The sequence below is a fragment of the Paraprevotella sp. genome (assembly GCF_986071375.1).
Map to the genome: position 1 here is coordinate 53,039 of NZ_CFQRNQ010000006.1, position 23,830 is coordinate 76,868.

Annotated in this window: 18 protein-coding genes; 8 read left to right on the forward strand and 10 right to left on the reverse strand. The window is 50.9% G+C overall.

What is annotated here, in order from left to right; genetic code table 11:
- Nucleotides 1-10: 10 nt before the first annotated feature.
- The 6 genes from AC5RDV_RS04760 to AC5RDV_RS04785 form a co-directional block, all read right to left on the reverse strand.
- Nucleotides 11-541, reverse strand: coding sequence for a nitroreductase family protein (locus AC5RDV_RS04760; RefSeq protein WP_008627375.1), 531 nt, complete (start codon nt 539-541; stop codon nt 11-13).
- An 81-nt stretch (nt 542-622) separates the two neighbouring features.
- On the reverse strand, nt 623-1,969 hold the full coding sequence (locus AC5RDV_RS04765; protein ID WP_282747184.1) for an MATE family efflux transporter: 1,347 nt from the start codon (nt 1,967-1,969) through the stop codon (nt 623-625).
- A 615-nt stretch (nt 1,970-2,584) separates the two neighbouring features.
- Complete coding sequence (locus tag AC5RDV_RS04770) at nt 2,585-8,818, reverse strand: leucine-rich repeat domain-containing protein (RefSeq protein WP_282747182.1); 6,234 nt, start codon at nt 8,816-8,818, stop codon at nt 2,585-2,587.
- A gap of 606 nt (nt 8,819-9,424) precedes the next feature.
- On the reverse strand, nt 9,425-10,630 hold the full coding sequence (gene pncB / locus AC5RDV_RS04775) for a nicotinate phosphoribosyltransferase (RefSeq protein ID WP_008627364.1): 1,206 nt from the start codon (nt 10,628-10,630) through the stop codon (nt 9,425-9,427).
- Between the two features lie 21 nt (nt 10,631-10,651).
- Complete coding sequence (locus tag AC5RDV_RS04780) at nt 10,652-11,020, reverse strand: hypothetical protein (RefSeq protein ID WP_008627362.1); 369 nt, start codon at nt 11,018-11,020, stop codon at nt 10,652-10,654.
- 83 nt (nt 11,021-11,103) lie between these two features.
- Nucleotides 11,104-12,057 carry a LysR family transcriptional regulator gene (locus tag AC5RDV_RS04785; RefSeq protein WP_008627360.1) on the reverse strand — a complete coding sequence of 318 codons (954 nt, stop codon included), beginning with the start codon at nt 12,055-12,057 and terminating at the stop codon, nt 11,104-11,106.
- Between the two features lie 288 nt (nt 12,058-12,345).
- On the opposite strand from AC5RDV_RS04785, the gene atpD reads away from it, so the two are divergent.
- The 8 genes from atpD (at nt 12,346) to AC5RDV_RS04825 (ending at nt 19,093) form a co-directional block, all read left to right on the forward strand.
- Nucleotides 12,346-13,869, forward strand: coding sequence for a F0F1 ATP synthase subunit beta (atpD, locus tag AC5RDV_RS04790; RefSeq protein ID WP_282747180.1), 1,524 nt, complete (start codon nt 12,346-12,348; stop codon nt 13,867-13,869).
- A 5-nt stretch (nt 13,870-13,874) separates the two neighbouring features.
- Nucleotides 13,875-14,135, forward strand: coding sequence for an ATP synthase F1 subunit epsilon (atpC, locus tag AC5RDV_RS04795; RefSeq protein WP_008627358.1), 261 nt, complete (start codon nt 13,875-13,877; stop codon nt 14,133-14,135).
- An 86-nt stretch (nt 14,136-14,221) separates the two neighbouring features.
- Nucleotides 14,222-15,229: a F0F1 ATP synthase subunit A gene (atpB, locus tag AC5RDV_RS04800; protein ID WP_428387770.1), complete on the forward strand. Its 1,008-nt coding sequence runs from the start codon at nt 14,222-14,224 to the stop codon at nt 15,227-15,229.
- A gap of 47 nt (nt 15,230-15,276) precedes the next feature.
- Entirely contained in the window at nt 15,277-15,531 is a 255-nt protein-coding gene (atpE, locus tag AC5RDV_RS04805) for an ATP synthase F0 subunit C (RefSeq protein WP_008622212.1), read from the forward strand.
- A gap of 13 nt (nt 15,532-15,544) precedes the next feature.
- Entirely contained in the window at nt 15,545-16,051 is a 507-nt protein-coding gene (gene atpF / locus AC5RDV_RS04810; RefSeq protein ID WP_008627356.1) for a F0F1 ATP synthase subunit B, read from the forward strand.
- Entirely contained in the window at nt 16,051-16,611 is a 561-nt protein-coding gene (locus tag AC5RDV_RS04815; RefSeq protein ID WP_008627355.1) for a F0F1 ATP synthase subunit delta, read from the forward strand. Before atpF ends, AC5RDV_RS04815 begins: the two co-directional genes overlap by 1 nt.
- Before the next feature lie 18 nt (nt 16,612-16,629).
- Nucleotides 16,630-18,216, forward strand: a complete 1,587-nt coding sequence (atpA, locus tag AC5RDV_RS04820; RefSeq protein ID WP_282747174.1) for a F0F1 ATP synthase subunit alpha — start codon at nt 16,630-16,632, stop codon at nt 18,214-18,216.
- A gap of 7 nt (nt 18,217-18,223) precedes the next feature.
- Nucleotides 18,224-19,093, forward strand: coding sequence for a F0F1 ATP synthase subunit gamma (locus AC5RDV_RS04825; RefSeq protein ID WP_282747173.1), 870 nt, complete (start codon nt 18,224-18,226; stop codon nt 19,091-19,093).
- A gap of 287 nt (nt 19,094-19,380) precedes the next feature.
- Here AC5RDV_RS04825 and AC5RDV_RS04830 read toward each other — a convergent pair whose 3' ends face one another.
- From AC5RDV_RS04830 to AC5RDV_RS04845, 4 genes are all read right to left on the reverse strand, one after another.
- A complete protein-coding gene (locus AC5RDV_RS04830; RefSeq protein WP_282747171.1) occupies nt 19,381-19,821 on the reverse strand; it encodes a hypothetical protein in 441 nt (146 codons plus the stop codon).
- Between the two features lie 207 nt (nt 19,822-20,028).
- Nucleotides 20,029-21,540 (reverse strand): glycoside hydrolase family 30 protein, encoded by a 1,512-nt coding sequence (locus AC5RDV_RS04835; protein WP_282747170.1) that lies wholly within the window; start codon nt 21,538-21,540, stop codon nt 20,029-20,031.
- Nucleotides 21,541-21,668: 128 nt separating this feature from the next.
- Nucleotides 21,669-22,961 carry an L-cysteine desulfidase family protein gene (locus AC5RDV_RS04840; RefSeq protein ID WP_008627347.1) on the reverse strand — a complete coding sequence of 431 codons (1,293 nt, stop codon included), beginning with the start codon at nt 22,959-22,961 and terminating at the stop codon, nt 21,669-21,671.
- 26 nt (nt 22,962-22,987) lie between these two features.
- Nucleotides 22,988-23,749, reverse strand: coding sequence for a hypothetical protein (locus tag AC5RDV_RS04845; protein ID WP_008627345.1), 762 nt, complete (start codon nt 23,747-23,749; stop codon nt 22,988-22,990).
- Nucleotides 23,750-23,830: the final 81 nt, after the last annotated feature.

Below are 23,830 nucleotides of genomic sequence, written 5' to 3' on the forward strand. Positions count from 1 at the left end.
GATTCCAGTACTAATATTGGTTCCAACTGCTCATTTCCTCCAACGACTTGCGCGCTTTCTTGCGGGTCTCCCCCGCCGGATAGCCCAGCGAGATGAGCAGAGGTACGCGCTTTCCTTTGATGCCAAGCAGCTTTTTCACTTTCTTTTCGTCGAACCAACCCATGATGCAAGTCCCTAAGCCAAGTTCGGCCGCTTGCAAACAAAAATGCTCCACTGCGATACCCACGTCGAGCAAAGAGTATTCCTTGTCTTTGATGACACTACCAATACGAGCCGTCAAGTTCATTTTCTCCAACACCACAGCTACGATGACGGGCACCTCACGGGCAAATCCGTTCATCCCCATCCCCGCAGCCGCCGCTCCCATTTGCGGCAACAACGCCGCATCGTCCACGACAACAAATTTCCACGGTTGTGAATTACAAGCCGAAGGGGCAAGACGTGCAGCTTCCAGACATTTCATCACCAGTTCACGGCTGACAGGACGCGATTCGTATTTCCGGTCACTTTGCCGTTTCTGTATCAGTTCAGACAAATTCATACTTACATTTTTTATTTACGCTGCAAAATTAGATATTTTACGGGAAATACGTTTTCCCCTCATCTGTTTTTAACAGCTTTCTTACACACAAACCGGCATAATTTCCTTTTTTCCCTTGTATCTCATATACCCGATACATATCATCAGCGAAACCAACGTGGACAACGGAGGAGCAAACCCCATGAGAAACAAAGAAGAAGAACTCGCCAGACTAAACGCATACGACAACGGAATGCGAAACAAGAAAGTGGAAATCACGCTGTGTACCATGGGGAACACGGAATTGCCCTGCCCGCTGAAATAGGCATTGATGCAAAACACGAAACTCACCATGATGCAATCTATGCTGTATCCCCGCAGATAGCCGGAAGCCATCTGCATGACTGCCGCGTCTTTCGTGAAGATGCCCGTCAGCGTATCCGGCAAGAACTGGCAATAGACGCACACGGAAACGCCGAAAACCAAGGCCATGGCGATGCCCGAGCGCAAGCAATACCGCATACGCCCCCTCAGCCCGGCACCGTAATTTTGGGCTGTCATGGCCGCCACAGCCGACGCTATGGCCATCGGCGGCAACATGGCAAAGACAATCAGCTTTTCAACGACACCCAAAGCCGCCGAAGCCACCACGCCCATCCCGTTGACAATGACCGTAATCAGCAGGAAAGAGAGGTTGACCAACAAGTCCTGCAAGGCGATGGGTGCCCCGAGCAACACCATTCGCCGGCACAACGCCCTCACCGGACGGATGTCGCGCCGCGTGAACTCGAAATGAAATCCCTTGCGGTACAAGAAGCCGAGTGCGGTCGCGAAACTGGCACCCTGCGCCGTGACCGTGGCCGCAGCAGCCCCGACCGCACGCATGCCGCACGCCCCCACAAGGATGAAATCCAACACGATGTTCAACACACAAGCCAACGCCACGAAATAGAGCGGCGTGCGCGAATCTCCCAACCCGCGCAAAATACCGCACACGACATTATAGCCCATAATAAAAGGAATGCCCATCGAACAAATCCAAAGATAGGCTTCCGTGTCGCGCATGGCCTCAACAGGCGTGTGCATCCAAACGGCTATCTGTCCGTGCAGTGCCACCATAAGGGCGGTCAGTACGGCAGCCACCACGGCAAAGAGCCAGATGCCCGTCCCCACGATGGAAGCCGTCTTACGGTCATCCTTCGCCCCCGTGGCAATGCCTATCAACACCGTTATCCCCGTCGTAAGCCCGAGAATGACGCCCGTCACAGTCTGCATCACCTGACTTCCGATGGCCACGGCGGCCACGCTCGCGGCACCGTCGTACTGCCCCACCACAAACAAGTCGGCTCCCCCATAGAGCGCCTGAAGCACGTTGGCCAATAAAAACGGGACTGCAAAATGTAGCAGAACCTTTGGCACGCTTCCTTGTGTCAAATCCAATTCTTTCATTTCTACGTCTTTTTTATTTTACCACACATAAAATGCCGGATAAGTGATTGGTTTTACCCAGTCATCTTATCCGGCATTTCATTGTTGCCCTCCGATGAGGATTACAAAACATTACGAATATTATTTCGGCTGCAAAGGTAGGACTTATTTTTCATCCGGCCAAAAGAAAAATGCCATTATGGCATTTTTTCGATAAATATGACATCATGCGCATCCCGTTTTCCGAACTCTGCAAACGCGATGTATCGCCTTTCCTTTCGGAAGAAAAGAACAGCCCATTTTATTCTGCCACTACATAAACTTCTATAAAACAATAAAATAAATCAGCACTCCCAAAGCAGGCGTTCCACCTTCAGCACTTCATTTCCACGTGCTCATCTTATCGTTTTTTCACCTTCAAGAGAAACGAAAATCATTTGGCGCAGAACGGAAAATCGTTCGGCTGAGATTGAAAAATCATTTGGCGCAGAAAAATCCGCAGATGAAAGCCAACCTTTTTAGAAGTATACTATATTTACAAACCCACCTTCTTGGTATCTAAAAAGCACCAAACGCCCCGGACATTACGGCCACAACCGAATGCCCGGGGCGCTTCCTTATGATGTACGTTCCGGCCTACTTGAAGAAACGGAACGTTTGCCTACCTTCACCGGTAACAACCTGAAGCAGATAGGTGCCGGAAGCCAGACGCGCCAAAGAGATTCTGCCCGAACGTCCCTCGCGCCGGTATTCCGTGGAAAGCACGCGTCCGGAGGGATCCACGATGCTTAAACCGCATTCGCTGTCCTCGGGCAGACCTTCAATCCACAGGTCGTCGCCGACGCGGCGCACCGACATCTGTCCGGCATTCACTCCCTCTACTCCATCGCCGGAGAAACCTTCCTTACGGAGAGTCAACTCGCCGTACACGGAAGCGTCCTCCAAAGAAGTGGCACGCACCACGATGTCGCCGTTACCCGTTTCGGTCGGGGTCAGGACGCCGTCTTCATCCAAAGTGGCCAGCCCGGCTCCCTGTACCACGCTCCATGCTACGAGCTGGGAGGCATTCTCGGGTTGCACGGATGCCTGCAAGTGCAACCGTCCGGTAAGGGGAGTCAACTGCGTAGTGCCTTCCACGGTAGTCACCGTGACCGACTGCGGCAGGATACCGAAGTCTTTTTTCACGACGGTCACACGGGCCTCGATGTTCGTTCCGTCTACGGTCGTGGCGCATACCACGATGTCGCCGTTCTCCTTTCCTTGGGCCGTCAACACACCGTTTTGAGTCAGCGAAGCCAGTTCGCCACCTTCCGTAATCTGCCAGTTCACCGTACGGATGTCCGCCATGGCCGGCAAGATTTCGGCCTGCAAATGCAACGTGGGCTGCAAAGGTGTCAGCACGAGTTCCTTCTCTATGGCCAGCACGTTCAACTGTTCGGCAGGTACCACCGTCCATGCCCCGTCCGTGCATACCACATTGGAGCGGCCGCTTCCGGACGACCTGCCATCAGATGTCCTCGCCATCGGTTGCCATTCGTCGGAATAAGTCTCGTCATACTCCAAGGCGTAGAAATACGTCCCGTCCCCGGCGTTCAGGTCGGTGTAGGCCGTATGGGCACCCGACACCTCGGCCAACAGTTCCAGACGGTCGGCGGACGTTCCGCGCAAGACGCGGTAACTGTTCACAATGCCACCCTCGTAGGCGTTCCATATCAGGTTGACGGCATCGCCCACTCCCTTGTTCAGCATCAGGTGCGTACCGCTATGCACACGGCTAGCCGGACTTTCCACACCGAACGTCGTGCCCAACTTGATGCAATAGCGGTCGGACGAGACAGAAGGATTGGAGGATGTGTCTACGAACTCTCCCGCCCCGGGAGCCACCTGTGCGATGCAGTCGAACGCATTGTAGCGTCCGCTCTCCTTATATATATTCACGGTGGTGACGAAATCCGGCATGCCGGGCATGTCCCACGTCACTTTGTTCTTGCCGGTAGCCGCATCGATGCCTACCAGACGGATAACGGGCACAGGTACTTCGCCCACGATGCGGATGTGCTTTTCTTCCGATTCCACCACGCCGCACACAGAGTCGCGCACCGACAAGCGGAAGGAATAATCACCGGCATCGGGGAACACCGCCTTGGCTTCCCGGCTCCCCACGCGGAGCAGCATCTCGACACGTTCGTCCGACAGCACGACATCTATGTCCTCGCGGGAAGCCTGTGCAAAGGCTTCGGGAAGCGTGAAGGTAATCTCCGTCCCGGCCAGTCCTTCGGTGGGGAAGTCGAACGAAAGGTCGATGTCGCGCACCATCACGTTCTTGGTGGCTGTTTCGCCATCTGCCGTGCGGACGGTCACGGTTTTCAGCCCCGGCTCGTCCCACGCCACCTCAAACCGTTTCCCTTCCTGACCGAGAAGCGTCCCGCCGTCCCAGTTCCACTCGGCGGTTTGCAAAGCGGCATCGGGCACATTATACGTCAAAGCCACGGCCTTGCGCGGTGCCGTCACCGTAGGTCCGGCGATGAACTGTTCGCTCACCGTAAAGGTATAGGTCTCCGACATGGGCGAATGGGCATCCCACAGGTCTATGGCCTGTACCTGCACCTCGTATTCCTGTCCGGCCTCGAACCGCTCGATGGGAATCATCTTGCGCGTGGCCTTCTGGTAGTATACGCCGGGGATGACCGCCGTCTTGTCGTTTCCGCCGTTCAGCGGCGAGATGATATAGGCCCCCTCGCCTTCTGCCCCTTTCTTCTTTACGCTCACATTATAGCGCATCTGCATGGCCGGGGTCTCCTTGTCGTAGGCGTCATCCCATTCCAATAGTATGCCGAGGCCTTCCTGAGTAGCCCGCACATGGGCAGGAGCTTCGGGGGCGGTGTTCGGGATGCCGGTGCGGAGCAGTTGGCATTCATCGTAATTATAAAAATCCGGTTTACCGTCGTTGTCTATATCTGCCATAGTTATCGGGTAACCCAAATCCATATTATGCAAAACCTCGACCTGCCCAGAACGGTCGCGCTCCATGTAAAGCACGGCATATTCATCCTTTGACACCCCAGACAAGTTGAAGTCATATTGCACTAAAATATCCATACATCCGTTATTGTCGAAGTCAGACACGCGCAGCACGTTCAGGGCATACTTGGTACTTCGGGCATTGGGGAACTTGAACTTGACAGGAGTTTCAAACGTGTAGTCCTTTCGGCCAAAGCAAATGCCAACCACATCCTTTTCCACACCATTATCACCATACTGCATTACCTTGTCCGGCACTCCGTCTCCATCCACGTCCTCATAAGCCGCCAACGTTCCGGTCTCCTCCGGCAAGGCACGGTAAACAAAATTCATACCGCCTTGGTTGATAGCCACAGCCTCACACCGTTCCCAAGCGTTGCCGAAGACCCGGCGTGCGCTCGTAGTATAAAAATCAGGATAACCGTCACGGTTAATATCATAAACCTGATTGGCTTCGTAATCAAAACGGAAATTATACTCATCCCCGGTATTAGGGAATTGGAACTGTTCAAACCGTACGTTATCACCCATATTTACGTAGATGCCCTTTTGGTCATATTCATTCGCGTTGTAATATATTTCATTGAAGCCGTCGTTGTCCAAGTCCGGCAAGACATCGCTTTGCCCGTTTGGACCATCGCAAAGCAAGGAGTTGCTTTCTTGTGCCTCGAACGACTTGTTCCCGTTGTTGAGTATCAGGTTTCCTTTATTGCTCTTTATCACGATGTCGGCATCCCCGTCCATGTCGAAGTCAACGAAAGGAGACAATCCGTCTGCACGGTACGGGATTTCCAAATTGGAGTTGAATATCGTGCCCAATTTCTCATAATGCCCCATGCCGTCATGTACATAAAAGCCGTTTTTGTCTATCAAATCCAACACACCGTCACCATCCATGTCCCAAAAATGGTGGGCTTGGGTATATCCGAAAGCCGCAGCATCGCTATACTGGAAAGTGGCACGCTGCACCGTCACGACCTTTTCCCGCACATCCTCCGTGCCATCCGCCGGATTCGTCACCGTCAGGCGGAGATGCTTCTCGCCGGGCACGTCGAACGTCAGCCATACCTGTGCGCTGTCAGCCGAAGCCTTTATGGCTTTGCCTCCGTCGAAATCCCAAGCGTAATCCAACCCGGCGGCGCGGGAAGCTGCCGTCAGTACCAAAGTGTCTGCCGCTGCCGGTTCATCATCCGACACCGTGAACGCCGCCTGCACGAGGTCGTGCTCGTACGCCACCTCGTCCGACCACACCGAGCCTTTGCCCATCGGGTCCACCGTCTGTATGGCTATATAATACGTGCCGTGCTTCCAACGGCTCACGTCCAATGTGGCATCTAAGTTCGCCCCCATGTTGCCGGGACGGAAATCGCGTCGGCTGCCGTCGGCATTCGCTCCCGAGAAATAAATGTCGTCCATGCCGGGCGCACTGCCGATACGGAGGGCATAGGTCAAATCCACGGTAGAAGTCTCCTTGTCCTTGCCCGGCTTCCAGGCAACCTTCAGTTTGCCGCTCTTGCGGTCGAGGTTTACCGACGGGGCGGACATGCGTTGCGGGGCTTCGTTGGCCGGGATGCCCTGCAAGAGGGGCAAGTCTTTGGTGGCCCAATAACCGCCAGCCGTCTTCGTCGTATCGGCCAGGAGCTCCAAACGCCCGTCATTATCTATATCCGCCACGGTGATGTTCTCGTCCAAACGGCTCACAACCGCTTCTTGCCAATCGGTACCAGGACCGTTGTCCCGTTCATAAAAGAAAGTCGCGTCCACTTGCATCGCAGATGGTTCTTCCACTTTCTTCATGTCGTCCAACCGGAACAAATACAACCCGTGCACGGAAGAACATCTATATTCTAACCGACCTTCATCCTGCACGCCCGCCAAGAGTTCCATGCAACCGTCGTTGTCGAAATCCAGACACTGTCCGAACGCCCACTTCGTCTTAAAGGAATGCTCGTGAATCGTGAACTTCCCCTTGCCGGTGTTTTCGGCAAAAACCAGGAATGAAAAAGTGGAGGACGAAAGGTAATCGAACGTCAGCAGGATGTCCACGTCGCCGTCCTTGTCGAAGTCATAACAATAAATGTTCGTCACGTCCAAGTCCTTCATCAACGTTTGTTCCTCGAAACGGTCGCCACCCAAGTACGTGCGGGTATACACGCGCTTTCCTTCCGTATCATTATAGATGTAATCGGGGATACCATCACCGTTCAAGTCCTTCACCGTCAGCTCGCCCGGCTGCGGGGAAGCCACGAAACGGTTGTCGCCCACGTTATAAAAAATCGTGCGAGGTCCCACCAAATCCATGTAACCGTCACGGTTCACGTCGATGGCCTGCGTGAATTTGTAACTTTCATCTACCGTAGGGCTTCCGCCAATGAACATCCCGTCGCTCAACGACGGCAAGTCGCTGATGTCGAATTTCCCGTTAGCTTCCTCTGCCTTTTGAGCCACCAACGAATCGGCCTGCACGCGCGAAATGGTGTCGATGCGCGTGGCGGTAAACGTCCCGTCAGGATTTTGGTAAAAGATGCTCCAGTCCGTGTTGTTGAACGCGAACAAGTCCGGCAACCCGTCATGGTTCACGTCCAACGGATAAGCGGAGTTGCATCCGTCCATCAGGGTATAAGTACCGTCTGCCTCACCCAGAGCTATCTCAATCTTGCGGAAATCCGCGAAAGCACGATTGGCAAAATCTGGTATGCCGTCGTTGTTCAGATGCGTCATCATACGGTCTTCATCCAAATAGGTAAAAGGCAAATCCAACAGGAAATCTCGCGCATACCGGCCGGGAGCGTGCCAATGGTAACGAGCCTTGAACTTTCCGTCCTTGTCTATCCTATAATATTCCTTCTTCCCGTCGCCGTCAGCATCATACAACCAAGCCGTACTGATATTACCGAACTTGCCAAGCAAAACGGGTAAGTCTTCTGCATTGCATTTCAAACAACACTCGATTTCGCTACCCGATCCGGAAACAACTCCAGTCTTGTACTTGTATTTGGCCAAGGTTTGATCGAAAACGATACGGTTGCCGTAGCGATATGCGCCAACCCAATCATACGACCGCTCCGCATCAAACCCCGAAAGCGTGGACAAATCGAACCAACCATCCACCACGGGTGACGCACCGACGGCCATTTGACCGCTGCTATTGAAAGTCTCCAACTGCGCTTTCTCGTTCAAATCTAAGGTTGTCAAGGAGTTTCCCGAGCAGTCCAATACCTTTAATTCCGGACAATGCCTCAAATCCAAGGTTGTCAAGGAGTTTCCCGAACAGTCCAACACCTTTAATTTTGGACAATGTCTCAAGTCTAACGCAGTCAAACCGCATTTCGGGCACTCCAAATGCTTCAATCCCGGAGATGCGGACAAATCCAATGTGCCTAAAGAAAGGGAAGGAAGTATCAAGGTCTCCAACTTCGGACAGTCCAAAGATAGAGACGACAAGGAAGGACCGTTATTCAATTGGAAATACTCCAATTTTTTGTTTTGACGCAAATCAAGTTTCTCCAAGGTAAAAAGTCCTCCAATCTTCAAACGTACAAGATCCGCATTGGCACTTACATCCATTTCGTCCACATCGACCATCTTCAACTCCAAGTCCTGCAAATAAATGAAATGTTCCACGCCTTTCAACGAAGTAATGGTGGATCTATATTCCGACAAATCAATCCGTGTCACAGCCCGCACCTCTTCATCGTCCAAAAGTTTGTCCCCATTGGTGTCGAAATTAAGCCTGACATAATTCCGTAAACCAGAATTCGGAAAATGGGCTTCATCTATCGGCACCTGCGCCGAAGACAGGAGGAACGAAGCCGTCCCCATGGTCACCAATAATAGTCGTTTCATCATAAAGTCTCTTTAAAACAACAAACTGCCAACCGACCTCCCTCCGTTGACTTTAAATGATACTCATGATAAAGAATACTACAACAAAAAAAGCGTGGAGATCTGTACCCGTCACCCGTCCCACGCTTCGAGGCTCTCGCATTGCCCATTGTAGTAGAACGAGCAACGCAGAACCCACGCCGATGAGTTTATATAATCCCCCTTTAGGATTTGCCTCCTTCCTTTTGCCCATAGGGGCAAAAGGACAAAACAATCCCTTAGGGATATTTATAAAAACATCCCATGGGCATCTACCGTTGCATAGTTCATAACTACAATTTTGAATTTGCGAGATTCGAAGCGTCAAGAACCAGCGCATGATAAACGCCTTCTTATATATAGCGGTTCCCCTTTCCCTACCCGTCCACTCCCATTCCCACCTGCCGCAAAGGACAGATGTTCCTGTTCGTATCGGCGCAGGTCGCCTTGCTTGGATCGGCCTACCGGTCGCTACCGGACATCACGGCACAGCAAGAATCACCGGGAACCCAATGCAAAGTTAATCTTTTCTAAGAACCAATCCCATAAAGAACGGACAAAATTTTGAAGTTTTTATCGTCCGGACTCCCTTCATCCTTTCATATTCAACGCTTCCATGAAACGGCGAATCACTTCGGGCTTGCCTGTATGCTTGCCGTCGTCTTCGCTCAACTTACAAGTATCGTTGTAGAAAGTCCATGACTCCGTGATTTTCACGGCCACCAGTTTGATAACGATGTTCATGGGCTTCACGCCCTCGAAGTCGTTTGTGAAGTGCGTGCCAATCCCGAAAGAAGGTTGGCAATACTCCCGGGCGTAACGTTGTATCTCTATCGCACGGTCCGTGTCGAGCGCATTACTGAATATGACCTGCTTCGTACGGGGGTCGATGCCCAACGAACGGTATTTCTCCACAATCCTTTGCAGTTCCGCACGGTTGTCGCCGCTGTCCACGCGAAGACCTTTGAACAAGTTGGCAAAGTCCTCCGAAAAATTCAGGCTGAAGATGTCCCAACCGAAACTGTCGTAGAGGTACGTGCCCAAAGCTCCACGGAACGTGTTGCGCCAAGAGTTCATGGCAATATGGTTGGCCATCTGGGGGCCGTACATTCCTCCTATGGCACAGACAAACTCGTGTGCCATCGTGCCGACAGGAACCAGGTCATACTTCATCGCCAGGTAGATATTGCTGGTCCCGACAAACTTCCCGCTCCATTCCCGGCTTTGGTAACAGTCTCTCATCGCCCGAACCACCGTCTCTTCCGCCTCGAACGAGACGCGGCGGCGCGTCCCGAAGTCGCTGAACACGCAACCGGCTTCCAACAGGCGGACGGCTTTCCGGTACGTCTTCCGGTAATAATCCTCATAATCGAAACGGCTGTCTTCGCCCGTCATCCTGTAATAAAGCTCGGAAATGATGGCCAGCACTTTCACTTCCAACAGGATGGTATCGGCCCAACTCCCTTCGAACTCCACGTACAGATGCCCCTCGGCATCCTGCCGGACTTTCACCCATTCGCGACAGAAACGGTAGCCTTTCAAATAGGTGTAGAACCAACCGGGAATGTAGCTGCACCGCCGTTTCATGAACGCAATTTCCTCGTCCGTGATGACCACGTCCTCCAACAGGATGATTTGTTCCTGCAATTTGTCGGCAAAGCCCGGCGGATAGACGGTATGGTCCCGGTCGGTAAACCGGTACTTCACCTGAGCACGGGGAAAATTGTCGATGACCGCACAGCACATGGTGAACTTATACAGGTCATCATCTGTAAAATGATTGATAATTCGTTCCATACAAAGTCTGTTTGTTTGATTTCACTTTCCGCGAAGTTCCCACCGGTTTCCTGTCCGATACAACTTGCAGGTCTTGCCCTGCCAAACGCCCCCCTTACGGTCGAGTATCTCGTTCCGAAACGGAGACGGACGGAAAACCTCCACCCGGCTGCTGTCTGCCGCAAACACGGCGTACGACGCTAAAGAGGGTTGCAAAGACGGGTCGTCCACACGCACTCCGTCCTCAAAGATGCGGATACAGTCCCGGCGAAGTTCACTCCACGTATAACCGGCCGCCGTAAGACAACCATGTTCATCCTTATTTCCCCCGATAAGTTGGGGAGCTTGCACAGACCTGCAAGCTGAAAAACAGGCCCATGCGCCCACGATAATCCAAATGTTTTTTCTCATATCCTATTTTATCCATTACAAAGTCCAAACTAAAATCCAACCACTTCCGCTATTTCGCCCATACCTTATATATATACGGTGCATCATGCTTCTTCTTCGGCAGATTTCCCTTCAAACAAATCCGAGTCTTTTCCTCCGGCAATTCTACGCTCTTGTATTTTTTGCGTCTCCATCCGCAACACTTCCAGAAATTTCTCCGTCAACAAAGAATGCCTTTTACCTTTAAGGGAAAGAAGGCTGATGTGCATCATCTCTGTCTTCTCCTTAATCGGCACGGCTTTCAAGTCCGGGCTGCTTACCGTCATGTCCTGAGGCAAAATGGAAATCCAATGCCCCGTGCGCAGCATTTCAAGCAATAGCGGCGTGCTGTTGACTTCTATCTGAGGTTTTACCTTCACCCTGTACTGGGCCAGCATGCGGTCTATGACCTTCCGGGTGTACAGCTCTTTGTCCAAGAAGATAACGGGGAACTCGTTCAAGTCCGACAAGGAAAAATGTTTCCGGATGGCCACCGGATGGCTTTCATGGACAATGACACACAAAGGCATGCAGGCGTATTCCTTGGATTCCGTAAGCGCAGACACATCCTGCGGGTTGTAACTCAACGCGAAATCAAGTTTGTTGGAATTGATCAGCTCCACCAGTTCCAACACCGAATGGGAATAGACAATAGAAAGCTCGGCTTTTGGAAAAGCCTTCGTAAACTTCAACACGCAAATATTCAGCAAAGGGAAAAGGCTGTATATTACGCCAATCTTTATCTTTCCCGTATAGACATGCTGCATTTCCTTCAAATGCTGTATGCCATACGCCACCTCCTCTATCGCCTTACGGGAACAGTCCAAAAAATCCCGTCCGGCATCCGTCAGATAGATTTTCTTCCCGATGCGGTCGAACAGTGTCACGCCGAGTTCCTCTTCCAGTTGCTTGATGCTTAGCGACAAGGTGCTCTGCGTGATAAAAAGCTCTTTGGAGGCTTCTGTGAATGAAAGCACGTCTGCCAATTTGACGAAATATTTCAGCGGAGTCAGTTCCATAAGAAAAATCAATAGAAATCATGAATATTATTAATTCTACAAATTTACGAAAAAGAGAAATTACCCTTAACTTTGAAACAAGAAAAATGGAAATGTCTCCGGGTTAAACTATTATAAACGAAGCGAAAGAAAGACACGGTTGACATTAAATAATGTATAAGAATGTTGAGAAACCCAAGCGGTTCGACACGTTCCACGAAAGCAAACGACAAAACAATCGGTTCGACAGGTAAAAAGAACACGAAACAAATAAAACGATTATATATAATTAAGGTATAAACATCATTTATGGCAGAGGTATTAGGACACATATCGCAAATTATCGGCCCGGTGGTGGACGTTCATTTCGAACACAGCGAAAAAGAACAGAACGCCAACCTTCCGAGCATACACGACGCCCTGAAAATCCAACGTCCGGGCGGCAAGACATTGATTGTCGAGGTACAGCAACACATCGGAGAAGACACGGTGCGTACCATCGCCATGGACAGCACGGACGGACTGCAACGTGGCATGAAAGTGGTCTCCACAGGAAAACCCATCACCATGCCGGTGGGCGCACAGATTCGCGGAAGGGTCATGAACGTCGTAGGCGACGCCATCGACGGCATGCCGGCCTTGGACGAGAGCGGTGCGTCCCCCATCCACCGGGACCCTCCCAAGTTTGAAGACCTTTCCACCACTCAGGAAGTGCTTTTCACGGGCATCAAAGTGATAGACCTGTTGGAACCCTATCTGAAAGGAGGGAAAATCGGACTGTTCGGCGGGGCGGGCGTAGGAAAAACGGTATTAATCAAGGAACTCATCAACAACATCGCCAAAAAGCACAACGGATTTTCCGTGTTCGCCGGTGTGGGAGAACGTACGCGTGAAGGTAACGACCTGCTGCGCGAAATGATTGAGTCCGGTGTCATCAAGTACGGCGACGAATTCCTGAAAAGCATGGATGCCGGACACTGGGACCTCTCGAAAGTGGACATGAACGAAGTGGAAAAATCACAAGTGGCCATGGTGTTCGGACAAATGAACGAACCGCCGGGCGCACGTTCTTCCGTAGCACTTTCCGGTCTGACCTTGGCTGAGTCTTTCCGTGACAACAATAAGGGAGACGGACCGCGGGACATCCTGTTCTTCATCGACAATATCTTCCGTTTCACCCAGGCCGGTTCCGAAGTGTCCGCCCTGTTGGGGCGCATGCCCTCGGCCGTGGGCTATCAGCCGACACTGGCTTCCGAAATGGGACAGATGCAAGAACGAATCACGTCCACGAAGAATGGCTCCATCACTTCTGTACAAGCTGTGTACGTGCCTGCCGACGACTTGACCGACCCAGCCCCGGCCACGACATTCACGCATCTGGATGCCACCACCGTACTGAGCCGTAAAATCACGGAGTTGGGCATTTATCCTGCGGTGGATCCCTTGGAATCCACATCCCGTATCCTTGACCCGCTCATCGTGGGACAGGAACACTACGAAACGGCACAGCGCGTCAAGCAAATCCTGCAACGGAACAAGGAGCTGCAAGACATCATTTCCATCCTCGGCATGGACGAGCTTTCGGATGAAGACCGCCTGACGGTGAACCGTGCTCGACGGGTACAACGTTTCCTGTCGCAACCCTTTGCCGTGGCCGAACAGTTTACGGGCGTGCCGGGCGTCATGGTATCCATCGAGGACACCATCAAAGGATTCAAGATGATATTGGACGGAGAGGTGGACGACCTTCCCGAACAGGCATTCCTCAACGTGGGTACCATTGAAGACGCCATTGCCAAAGGAAAAGAATTGTTGAGCGCAGCCCAAAATTAAATCGTATGGAAGAGGATAAAATTCATTTGCTCATCGTGTCTCCGGAAAAGACTTTGTTCGAAGGTCTGGTGAAGTACGTAAGACTTCCCGGCAGTGCCGGACAGTTCGCCGTTTTCTACAACCACGCTCCCCTGATTTCGTCCCTCGACGCAGGAGAAGTCGTTTACCGAAGCGGAAAAGACAAAAACCGCGTGAACATTTCAGGTGGTTTTGTAGAAGTGAATGACAACACAGTCTCCGTCTGCGTAACGGAAGCGACGGCCTGACCGCTCCCTTATCCGGACACATAAAAAGAGAAGTCTAAGGAATGAAGCTACTAAAATATTTATGCTGTATAGGCCTATGCCTGTTGATGTTCATGCCCCGGCAAGCGCAAGCTGAGGAAAACGAGGAAATAGATGTGTACGAAATCGTATTCGGCCATATCGAAGACGCATACGAATGGCATATCACGGACATCGGAGACGCCTCCATACGCATCCCCCTGCCCGTGATTGTGAAAAGCTCTTCCGGTTGGCATGTGTTTTCATCCGCCCGTCTGAGAAACCAGGCCCGATACGAAGGATTATACATCGCACCGGACGGTGAATACAAAAACAAAATCGTGGAAAAGAATGCCACGGGAGAAGAAATCCGCCCGTTCGACATCTCCATCACCAAGAATGTGTTGGCACTGTTCATCAACAGCATCATATTGGTGGCCATCATGTTGGGATGTGCGCGTTGGTATAAACGTCACGAAGTGAGCGAAGGGGCACCTAAAGGAGGTGTGGGCATGATAGAGGCTCTGGTGGTCATGATAAACGACGAAGTCATCAAAGGATGTATCGGGGAAGACTACCGGAGATACGCTCCCTATTTGCTGACCGCATTCTTTTTCGTTCTGGTTAACAACCTGATGGGTATTCTTCCAATCTTTCCGGGAGGAGCTAACGTCACGGGAAACATTGCCATTACATTGGTATTGGCATTGTGCACCTTTCTCTTCACCAACATCTACGGAACAAAAGCCTATTGGAAGGATATTTTTTGGCCGAAAGTCCCCTTATGGTTGAAAGTTCCCGTGCCTCTCATGCCGATGATCGAGCTATTCGGAATTTTCACCAAACCATTTGCATTGATGATCCGTCTGTTTGCCAACATCATGGCCGGGCACGCAGCCATCCTAAGTTTGGTAGCCATCATCTTCATCACGGTGAAGGCCGGTCCGGTCATCAACGGTTCCATGACAGTCATATCCGTATTGTTCGGCATCTTCATGGACCTGTTGGAACTTCTCGTAGCCTTCATCCAGGCGTATGTATTCACCATGTTGTCGGCTGTGTTCATCGGCCTGTCACGTATTAAAGAAGAGAATTAAAAAGAACTATTAGAAAATCAAGTATAACCCTTAAAAACAGAAACATTATGTTATTATCCATTTTATTACAAGCTATCGGAGGTATAGGTCTTACCAAGTTGGGTGCAGCGATTGGCGCTGGTATTGCCGTTTTGGGCGCAGGCATAGGTATCGGACGCATCGGCGGGTCGGCCATGGACGCCATCGCACGACAGCCGTCGGAATCCAACAACGTGCGTATGAACATGATCATCGCGGCAGCTTTGATAGAAGGTGTAGCCCTCATCGCCATTGTCGTTTGTCTTTTGACATTGTTCCTCTAAACCGTTGTTGCTTATGGGACTGCTAACCCCGGATCCGGGTACATTGTTCTGGATGGTGATTATATTCGGAATCGTATTCTTCATCTTGGCTAAATACGCATTTCCTGTCATCACCGGAATGGTGGACAAACGGAAACAATACATAGACAGTTCGTTGGAGGCTGCCCGCCAGGCCAACGAGCAGTTGCAGCAGGTGAAAGCCGAAAGCGAAGCACTGCTAGCACGGGCGCACGAAGAGCAGACCGCCATACTGAAAGAAGCTTCCGCCACGCGCGACCGCATCATCGCAGAAGCGCGCGAACGGGCACGCACCGAAGCTCGGAAAGCCCTGGACGAGACCCGCCACCAGATTGCTGCGGAAAAAGAAAGCGCCATCAACGACATACGTCGGCAAGTGGCAATACTGTCCGTAGATGTAGCTGAAAAGGTGTTGCGTAAAAAACTGTCTGATGATAAGGAACAGCTTGAATTAGTGAACAGACTGTTGGACGAAGTTAAATCAAACAACGACATTGAATAATGGATATAGGAATTATTGCAAGACGTTATGCCCGCGCATTGCTGCTCTTCGCGTGTGAGAACGGACACGAGACCTTGGTGTACGAACAGGCTCAACAGCTCCTGTTCCAATACAACGAGCTTCCGGAGTTCCGCCACACGATAGAGAATCCGATGGTGAGCCGCACAGAGAAAATAAAGCTCCTGCACAATGCTACCGCCGGAGCTGACACATGCGAAGAGCTGACCAAATTTTTCTATCTGCTACTTGAAAAAAGGCGCGAAAAGCTGTTGGCTTTCATCCTGCATTCTTTCTTATTCTTATATCGGAAAAAGAAAAAAATACGTCAGGGAAAACTTGTCACGGCTATGCCGCTACCGGAGGAAACCCTCAACGAACTGAAAACGCTCATCCTGAAACGCTATCGGGGACGCACGGTGGAATTCAAAACCAAAGTAGACCCCGGTATCATCGGCGGTGGCATTCTGGAAATCGGCTATTGGCGAATCGATGCCAGCATAGCCGGACAGTTGAAACGCGTGAAGAAACAGTTCATCGAGAAAAACAGAAGAATAGTATAATGAAAAGGAAACAAGAATATGCCAGATAAGATAAGACCCAGCGAGGTTTCGGAGGTATTGCTCCAACAGCTCAAAGGAATCAACACGTCTATCCAGTTCGACGAAGTGGGTGCCGTGTTGCAGGTCAGCGACGGCGTGGCACGTATTTATGGGTTGCTCCATGCCGAGGCCAATGAATTATTGGAATTTGAAAACGGAGTGATGGGCGTAGTGATGAACCTGGAAGAGGACAACGTGGGTGCCGTCCTCTTAGGAGCCACAGACCTCATCAAAGAGGGCATGATCGTGAAACGTACGGGACGAATTGCGTCCATACGGGTCAGCGAGAACATGTTGGGACGTGTCATCGACCCGTTGGGCGTTCCTTTGGACGGAAGAGGTACCGTAGGAGGAGAACTTTTCGAAATGCCGTTGGAACGCAAAGCTCCCGGGGTCATTTACCGCCAACCGGTATCGGAACCCTTGCAGACAGGCATCAAGGCCATCGATGCCATGATTCCTATCGGACGGGGACAACGTGAATTGATTATCGGCGACCGCCAAACGGGAAAGACCGCGATAGCCATCGACACCATCATCAACCAACGCTCCGCCTACGAGGCGGGCAAACCGGTGTACTGCATCTATGTGGCCATCGGGCAGAAAGGCTCCACCGTGGCCAACATCGTCAACACGCTGCGTGAAAAAGGTGCCATGGACTACACGGTGGTCGTTGCCGCCACGGCTGCCGACCCGGCCGCATTGCAATACTTCGCACCGTTTGCCGGGGCAGCCATCGGGGAATATTTCCGCGACACCGGCCGCCATGCCTTAGTCGTATTCGACGACCTTTCCAAACAGGCCGTAGCCTACCGCGAAGTTTCGCTCATCCTGCGCCGCCCGTCGGGCCGCGAAGCTTACCCCGGCGACATCTTCTACCTGCACTCCCGCCTGTTGGAACGTGCAGCCAAAATCATCAACCAACAGGAAGTGGCCGAGCAGATGAACGACCTGCCGGAAAGCCTGAAAGGAAAAGTGAAATGCGGAGGTTCGCTCACGGCACTCCCCATCATCGAGACACAGGCAGGCGACGTATCCGCCTACATCCCTACGAATGTGATTTCCATCACCGACGGACAGATATTCCTCGAAACGGACTTGTTCAACCAAGGCTTCCGTCCGGCCATCAATGTAGGTATCTCCGTATCCCGTGTGGGCGGCAGCGCGCAAATCAAGAGCATGAAGAAAGTGGCCGGTACACTGAAAATCGACCAGGCGCAATACCGTGAACTGGAAGCTTTCTCCAAGTTCAGCAACGACATGGATTCCGTGACCGTCATGACCATCGACCGCGGACGAAAGAACAACCAACTGTTGATACAACCCCAGTACTCCCCAATGCCGGTAGGCGAACAAGTCGCTATCCTCTATTGCGGTACGCACGGATTGATGCGCGACATACGTATCGACCAAGTCATTGCCTTCCAACACGAATTTTTGGAAAGCTTGCGTGCGTCGCACCGTCAGGATGTGCTAGAGGTCTTAGAAGCAGGGACCATCAACGAACAAGTGACCAAAGTCATCGAGGAAGTGGCCCAATCCACCCTTCTGTTATTTAAAAACTGATTAGACCATGGCATCATTAAAAGAAGTAAAGGGCAGAATACTCTCGGCCAATAATACGCTGAAGATTACGTCGGCCATGAAAATGGTGGCTTCCGCCAAGCTGCACAAGGCACAAGAAGTCATCGAAGGCATGTTGCCCTACGAACGGCAGATGTCGGCCATCATGACCCACTTCTTGCAAACCGGCGGTAAGGCAGAATCGCCCTTTGCCACTCAACGGGAGGCAAAGCGCATCGCACTGGTCATATTCTCGTCCAACAGCAGTTTATGCGGCGGATTCAACTCCAACGTCATACGCGCTTACCATCAGTGGTTGGACGGACACGCGCAAATGGCAAAGGAAAACCTCGTCATCTATCCCATAGGGAGAAAGATTGCGGACGCAGTGAAAAAATCGGGCTTTACCCCGGCCGGAGATTACACGCACATGGCCGACAAGCCTAATTATACGGAATGTGAGAAACTGGCTGCGGAACTATGCGAACGTTTTTTGTCGGGCGACATAGACCGGGTTGAGCTTATTTACCATCACTTTAAATCTGCCGGTTCGCAGGAACTCGTCAACACGGTATATTTACCGATAGATTTGTCTGCCATGACCGAGGCTCCGGACGGCAACCGGCAGCCGGACTACCTGATAGAACCTTCGGAAGAGGTTTTATTGGCCAAACTGATTCCGGAGGTGTTGAAACTGAAAGTCTATACCACGCTTTTAGACTCCAACGCATCCGAACATGCCACACGAAGCATGGCCATGCAGATAGCCACGGACAATGCCAACAACTTGATACAGGACCTAACCGTCGTGTACAACAAAGGACGCCAACAAGCCATCACCAACGAATTGTTGGACATCATGGGCGGCACCATGGCATGACACACCACGCTCCGCAACTTCTGAAAAAAGACCGGGCATACCAAGAAATTCTCCTCTGTATGCCCGGTCATTTTTTCCTGACTCCTCTATCGCCCTCACCTGTGTTTCCTACTCTTATGTTCCAGACCTAAAAAATACATTCGGAAGGCAATTTGCAACAACCTGATAATTAACGTCATAAAAATCTGCGCCAAACGATTTTTCATTCTCAGCCGAATGATTTTTCAATCTCCTGAGATTGATTTTCCGTTCTGCGACAAACGGTTTTACAGCCTCCTGCCTGCTTTTCAGCGACGCGGCGCAGGATGCTGTCTTTGTCCCTGAAAACGCGGACGACTTCCCATGTCCGGACGTTCATAAAGCTGTTGCACCTGTCTCATCGTCAACACTTTCTTAAACTTGTCATAGTAGCTTTTCTGCACGTCCAACCGTCTCTCCTGAGCCGAAAAACGAGCCTTTATGTTCTCATCTATATCTTTATCCGATTGTGCCGCCTGACTTCCCATTTTCTTTCCGGGTATGCGGCATTCCGCCAACTTTTGCATGTATTCCTCGTAAAGGGGAATGAATTTTGCCGATGTTTCGTCGTCCAACATCAGTTTCCCGGCCATCCTTTTGGCCATCTGTCCGGGATCCGTCCGCATATGCGGCGCGTTTCCGCCCTCTTGGGCTGACAATGTGCTTCCGGCCAACAAAGCAAAACATGCGGCCACCATCCATTTTCTCATAGTTGTTTCCTTTTTAATTAAACCATTCTTTTTTGTTTCACAGAAGTATGACCCGTTTCCGGGCTTAAGGTTTACTCCTGAAAACTTTTCCCCTACTGGATATAACAAGTTTTAACAAGCCCTACACTGTACGGCATACGCAAAGGGCCGGTTCCGTCCCCTTGCGAAACCGGCCCTTTTTACGGGGAAACCCTTATGCAAACCGTATCATTTCATCACAAATGTATTATAAGAATGCGCCGCCAATTCAGCAGACAAGCTCTTCTCTCCTATCTTGACGACCAAAGGAGAAGCCTCGTCCTTGAAATTTCCGGCAACGACCACATACTTACCCTCCGGTGTCTGGCATACCAATACCGGCATCCTGTCTTCACCCTGTGCCTTGTAAGCCACCACACGTGTGCCTTTCGAGATAAAATTACTGTAATGCTTCACGGCAAAATACTCCGGTGTATAAGTAAACTTACGGGTTTTGGAATCCACGCGAATGAGCGCGTTCTGCTTCCATCCCCACGGGCTCTCGCCATTGTCGGCCAAGATGAAATTCCAGAAAGTGTATTCGTTGCACCCGTTGCCTAAGTAATGGTTCATCAGTTCAAAGGTATGTTCGCCTGCCCCCCAGTCGAAGCTGCCCCATCCGCATTCGCTTTCCGAACATATATAGTTCCACCCAGGATGTTCCTTGCGTAGCACGGGGAGCGACTCGCGGCCTTCCCATTGGAATGCCATGCCGCTAACGTATTCCTGCAACTTCGTGTCGGAAGCAATCTTCTGCACATAGTCCACACGGTTAGTGTTGAACGTCCCGAGATAAAGCTTCACCTCCGGATGTTTTTGTCTGAGCGTGGGACCCAGATAGTCACGATTGAACCGCACCGTTCCCTCGGCCGTCCATGCACAACCAGGGTAAGGCGTGTAGCTGTATGCCTCGTTCTGATATATCACCATGTCGATATTCACCCCCTGTTCCTTGTAAGCGTCGATAAACTTACAGAAATAATTGGCGTACGCCTGCAAGTAACGCGGATCTTGTATAAAGTAGTCCGTGGTGGCCAACTGGCGTGGGAACTTATCCCCTCTCTTGCCGACCAGTTTCATTTCGTCGGGATCCACCTTATCGTTCACATTACCGTAAAGGATGTAGTTCATCTTTTCGGGCATGTTATTGAACTTGCTGCCCAGCACAGGATAATCACCATTGATTTTCATCCAACTGGGAGGGCACCATGGAGATATCCAGAACGTCAAATCAGGGTTATACTTCTGTGCCGCACGTATGAAGGGAATTATTGTCTGCTTGTCTCGGTCGATGTTGAAATAACGCAGTTCTAAATCCCCTTCCACCTCGTCGCAGCTATACCAGGACCGGGCATAGTCGTTGGCGTTCATGGAAATGCGGCCACGGGAAAAACGCAAATCGCCATCCGGTGAAAATACCTTCTTCAAGATTTCATCCTGCTCATCACGGGTCAATATCCCCAATGCGTCCCAGTCCAATTCGTTAAACGTGGCAGCCCATGCCTTGAACTCCACGATGGGCTTCTCATCTTCGTCCACCGTCACCAAGGGATTCCCAGCCTTCTTGGCCATCTTCACGACAGAGGTTTGCCACATGTTGTCTTCCGTGCTCGAGTACCACGTAAACGACTGTGCCAATGTTCCGGCAGACCACGCCGCCAGACAACCGCATGCAAAAAGCATTTTGATTTTTTGTTTCATAATAGTTAAAAATTGGGTTAATGAATAACGGTTACAAATCTAAAACTTCTGTCGGAATAAACATCTGATATAAATCAGAAAAAACGGGCTTTCGCCCGTTTTCTTCTTAAAAAGACTTAAATCCAAATTCAGTTCTTATGTGTCATAATCTCCAAAACCTTACGGTCGGTTTCGTTCATGGCTTCAGCCCCGATACTGGTCAAGTTGTGTATGCTCTTATCCACATCATCGTCGATAATGCCTTCCACACTGCTCACACACTTCTGTTGCATGGCCAACATGGCTGACAATACAGCCGTAGAAACCCCGCTCGTCAATTTCAATGCGCAACTCGGTTTGGCTCCATCGCAAATCATCCCGGTAAGGTTCGCTATCATATTCTTTACGGCGTATGAGACTTGCTCGTACTTTCCTCCCATCAGATAGGTGATGCCACAGCTCGATCCCGTGGAAGCCACCACGCATCCGCACAATGCCGACAGGACCCCCAGACTTTGCTTGATATAAATGGCTGTCAGATGGCTCAGCATAAGCGCGCGGATAAGTTCTTCGTCCGTATTGTGGTTCTCTTCGGCAAAAACCACGACCGGCATCGTAGCGCAAATCCCCTGGTTGCCGCTTCCAGAATTGCTCATCACCGGAATCATAGCCCCAGCCATGCGGGCATCGCACGCACATGAGGTGCTCGACAGGATATGAGAGAATATCGTATCCCCCATAATACCACGCCCCAAAGGACGGCTCAGCGTCTTGCCCAACTCATGTCCGTAGCACCCTTTCAAGGCCTGTTGGGAGGCAGATTCGTTCAAGCGGCGTGCTTCCCGGATAAATTCGATTTCTTCCAACGGTGCCTCTACGGAAAAATCGTACACTTTACGCAAGTTGAGTTCGCATTCGTCTTCTCCGGATTCCTCTCCTTGAGGCATACGGTTGTCCAACAGCACTTGCCCGTCTTTCTCCACATAAACGAAATGCGTGTGCTGACCGGCGATGACAGCCGTAACCCTATGGCCGGACTCACCATCCACTATGGCTTCGACATAAAGCTTTTCCGAAATGCCTTCTTTCAATGATATTTTGACACGCCGCTCCGCGATATATTGTTTTCCTTGTTCTACGTCGGCCGGCGTTACGTCTTTCAGCACCTCAAGTCCGTATGCAGACTTACCTGCCACTACGCCTAAAGCTATGGCTATGGGAAGTCCCACCATACCCGTACCGGGAATTCCCACCCCCATGGCATTTTTCAGTATATTCGCGCTGAGAAAGACGCCGGCAGCGACCGGCCTTTCTCCAAGCACCTCTGCCGCGCGGGCCACACAAAGAGATACGCATATAGGTTCTGTGCATCCCATTGCCGGCACCACCTGTTGCTTCACCAACCGGATGATGCGTTCCCGCTCCGTTTTTTCAATTTTCATATTTTATTCTTTTTCCGGCCCAAAGGTCATTCGTCTGCCAGTTCTTCATCTACATCCTTGATGTCCGCCTCAGGGGTATAGCTTCCGTAAAAAGTGTCATCTCCTGCCGTATCGCCCTCTTCTTCCGACTCCGAATCAGTTTCTGTGTCTTCGTCCACAATACGGCGGTTGCCGTCTTCGTCATATTCCGGTTCGGGCACAAAACGCAACTTCTCTACCGGTTCGCGCTTTTTGGCAAAAATAGCCTCTACCCACGTCCCTTTCGCAATCTCCAGTACTTCATACCCATCAGCAACCTTACGTTCCAACGTACCGCCCGCTGCATGAATGCGTGAAGCAGGCAAGGTTGTCGTACTAATGTCGAAAGCCGACTCTATAATGTCTTTTATCGTCAAAGATATGGAATCCCAACCACCACCGAAATTACCTTCTATCAACTTCAGCAGGTCGGATGCCGTAATATGTTTAATGTTCTCATACGAGAGATCCGTAATCCGGCGGATCTCTTTCTTACGTATGGCCACGGCTCCTTTGCGTTTGTCCACACTGGGCAGAATGACATAATCTCCATTATTATACCTCATGACATCCCGGTCATCTTTCGGGTCGAAATGATACACGTCAAAAGCCAACCGGATGACGTTCAGCACTTTTTCCTCAGATGAAGAAAAACCTTCTTCCTTAATATCCTTTTGCCACAATTCCAAAAGCTCTTGGGCTTCCGTTCCCCATACATTACTGGCGTTCAAATCGAGAACCGACTCCAAATAGTAATTCTTCTTCTGCATATCCTTTCCTCTTTAATTTTTTGGCAAAAGTAATAAAATAAATACGTTCTACCACAAGTATTTTAAGAAAACGACGGGAAT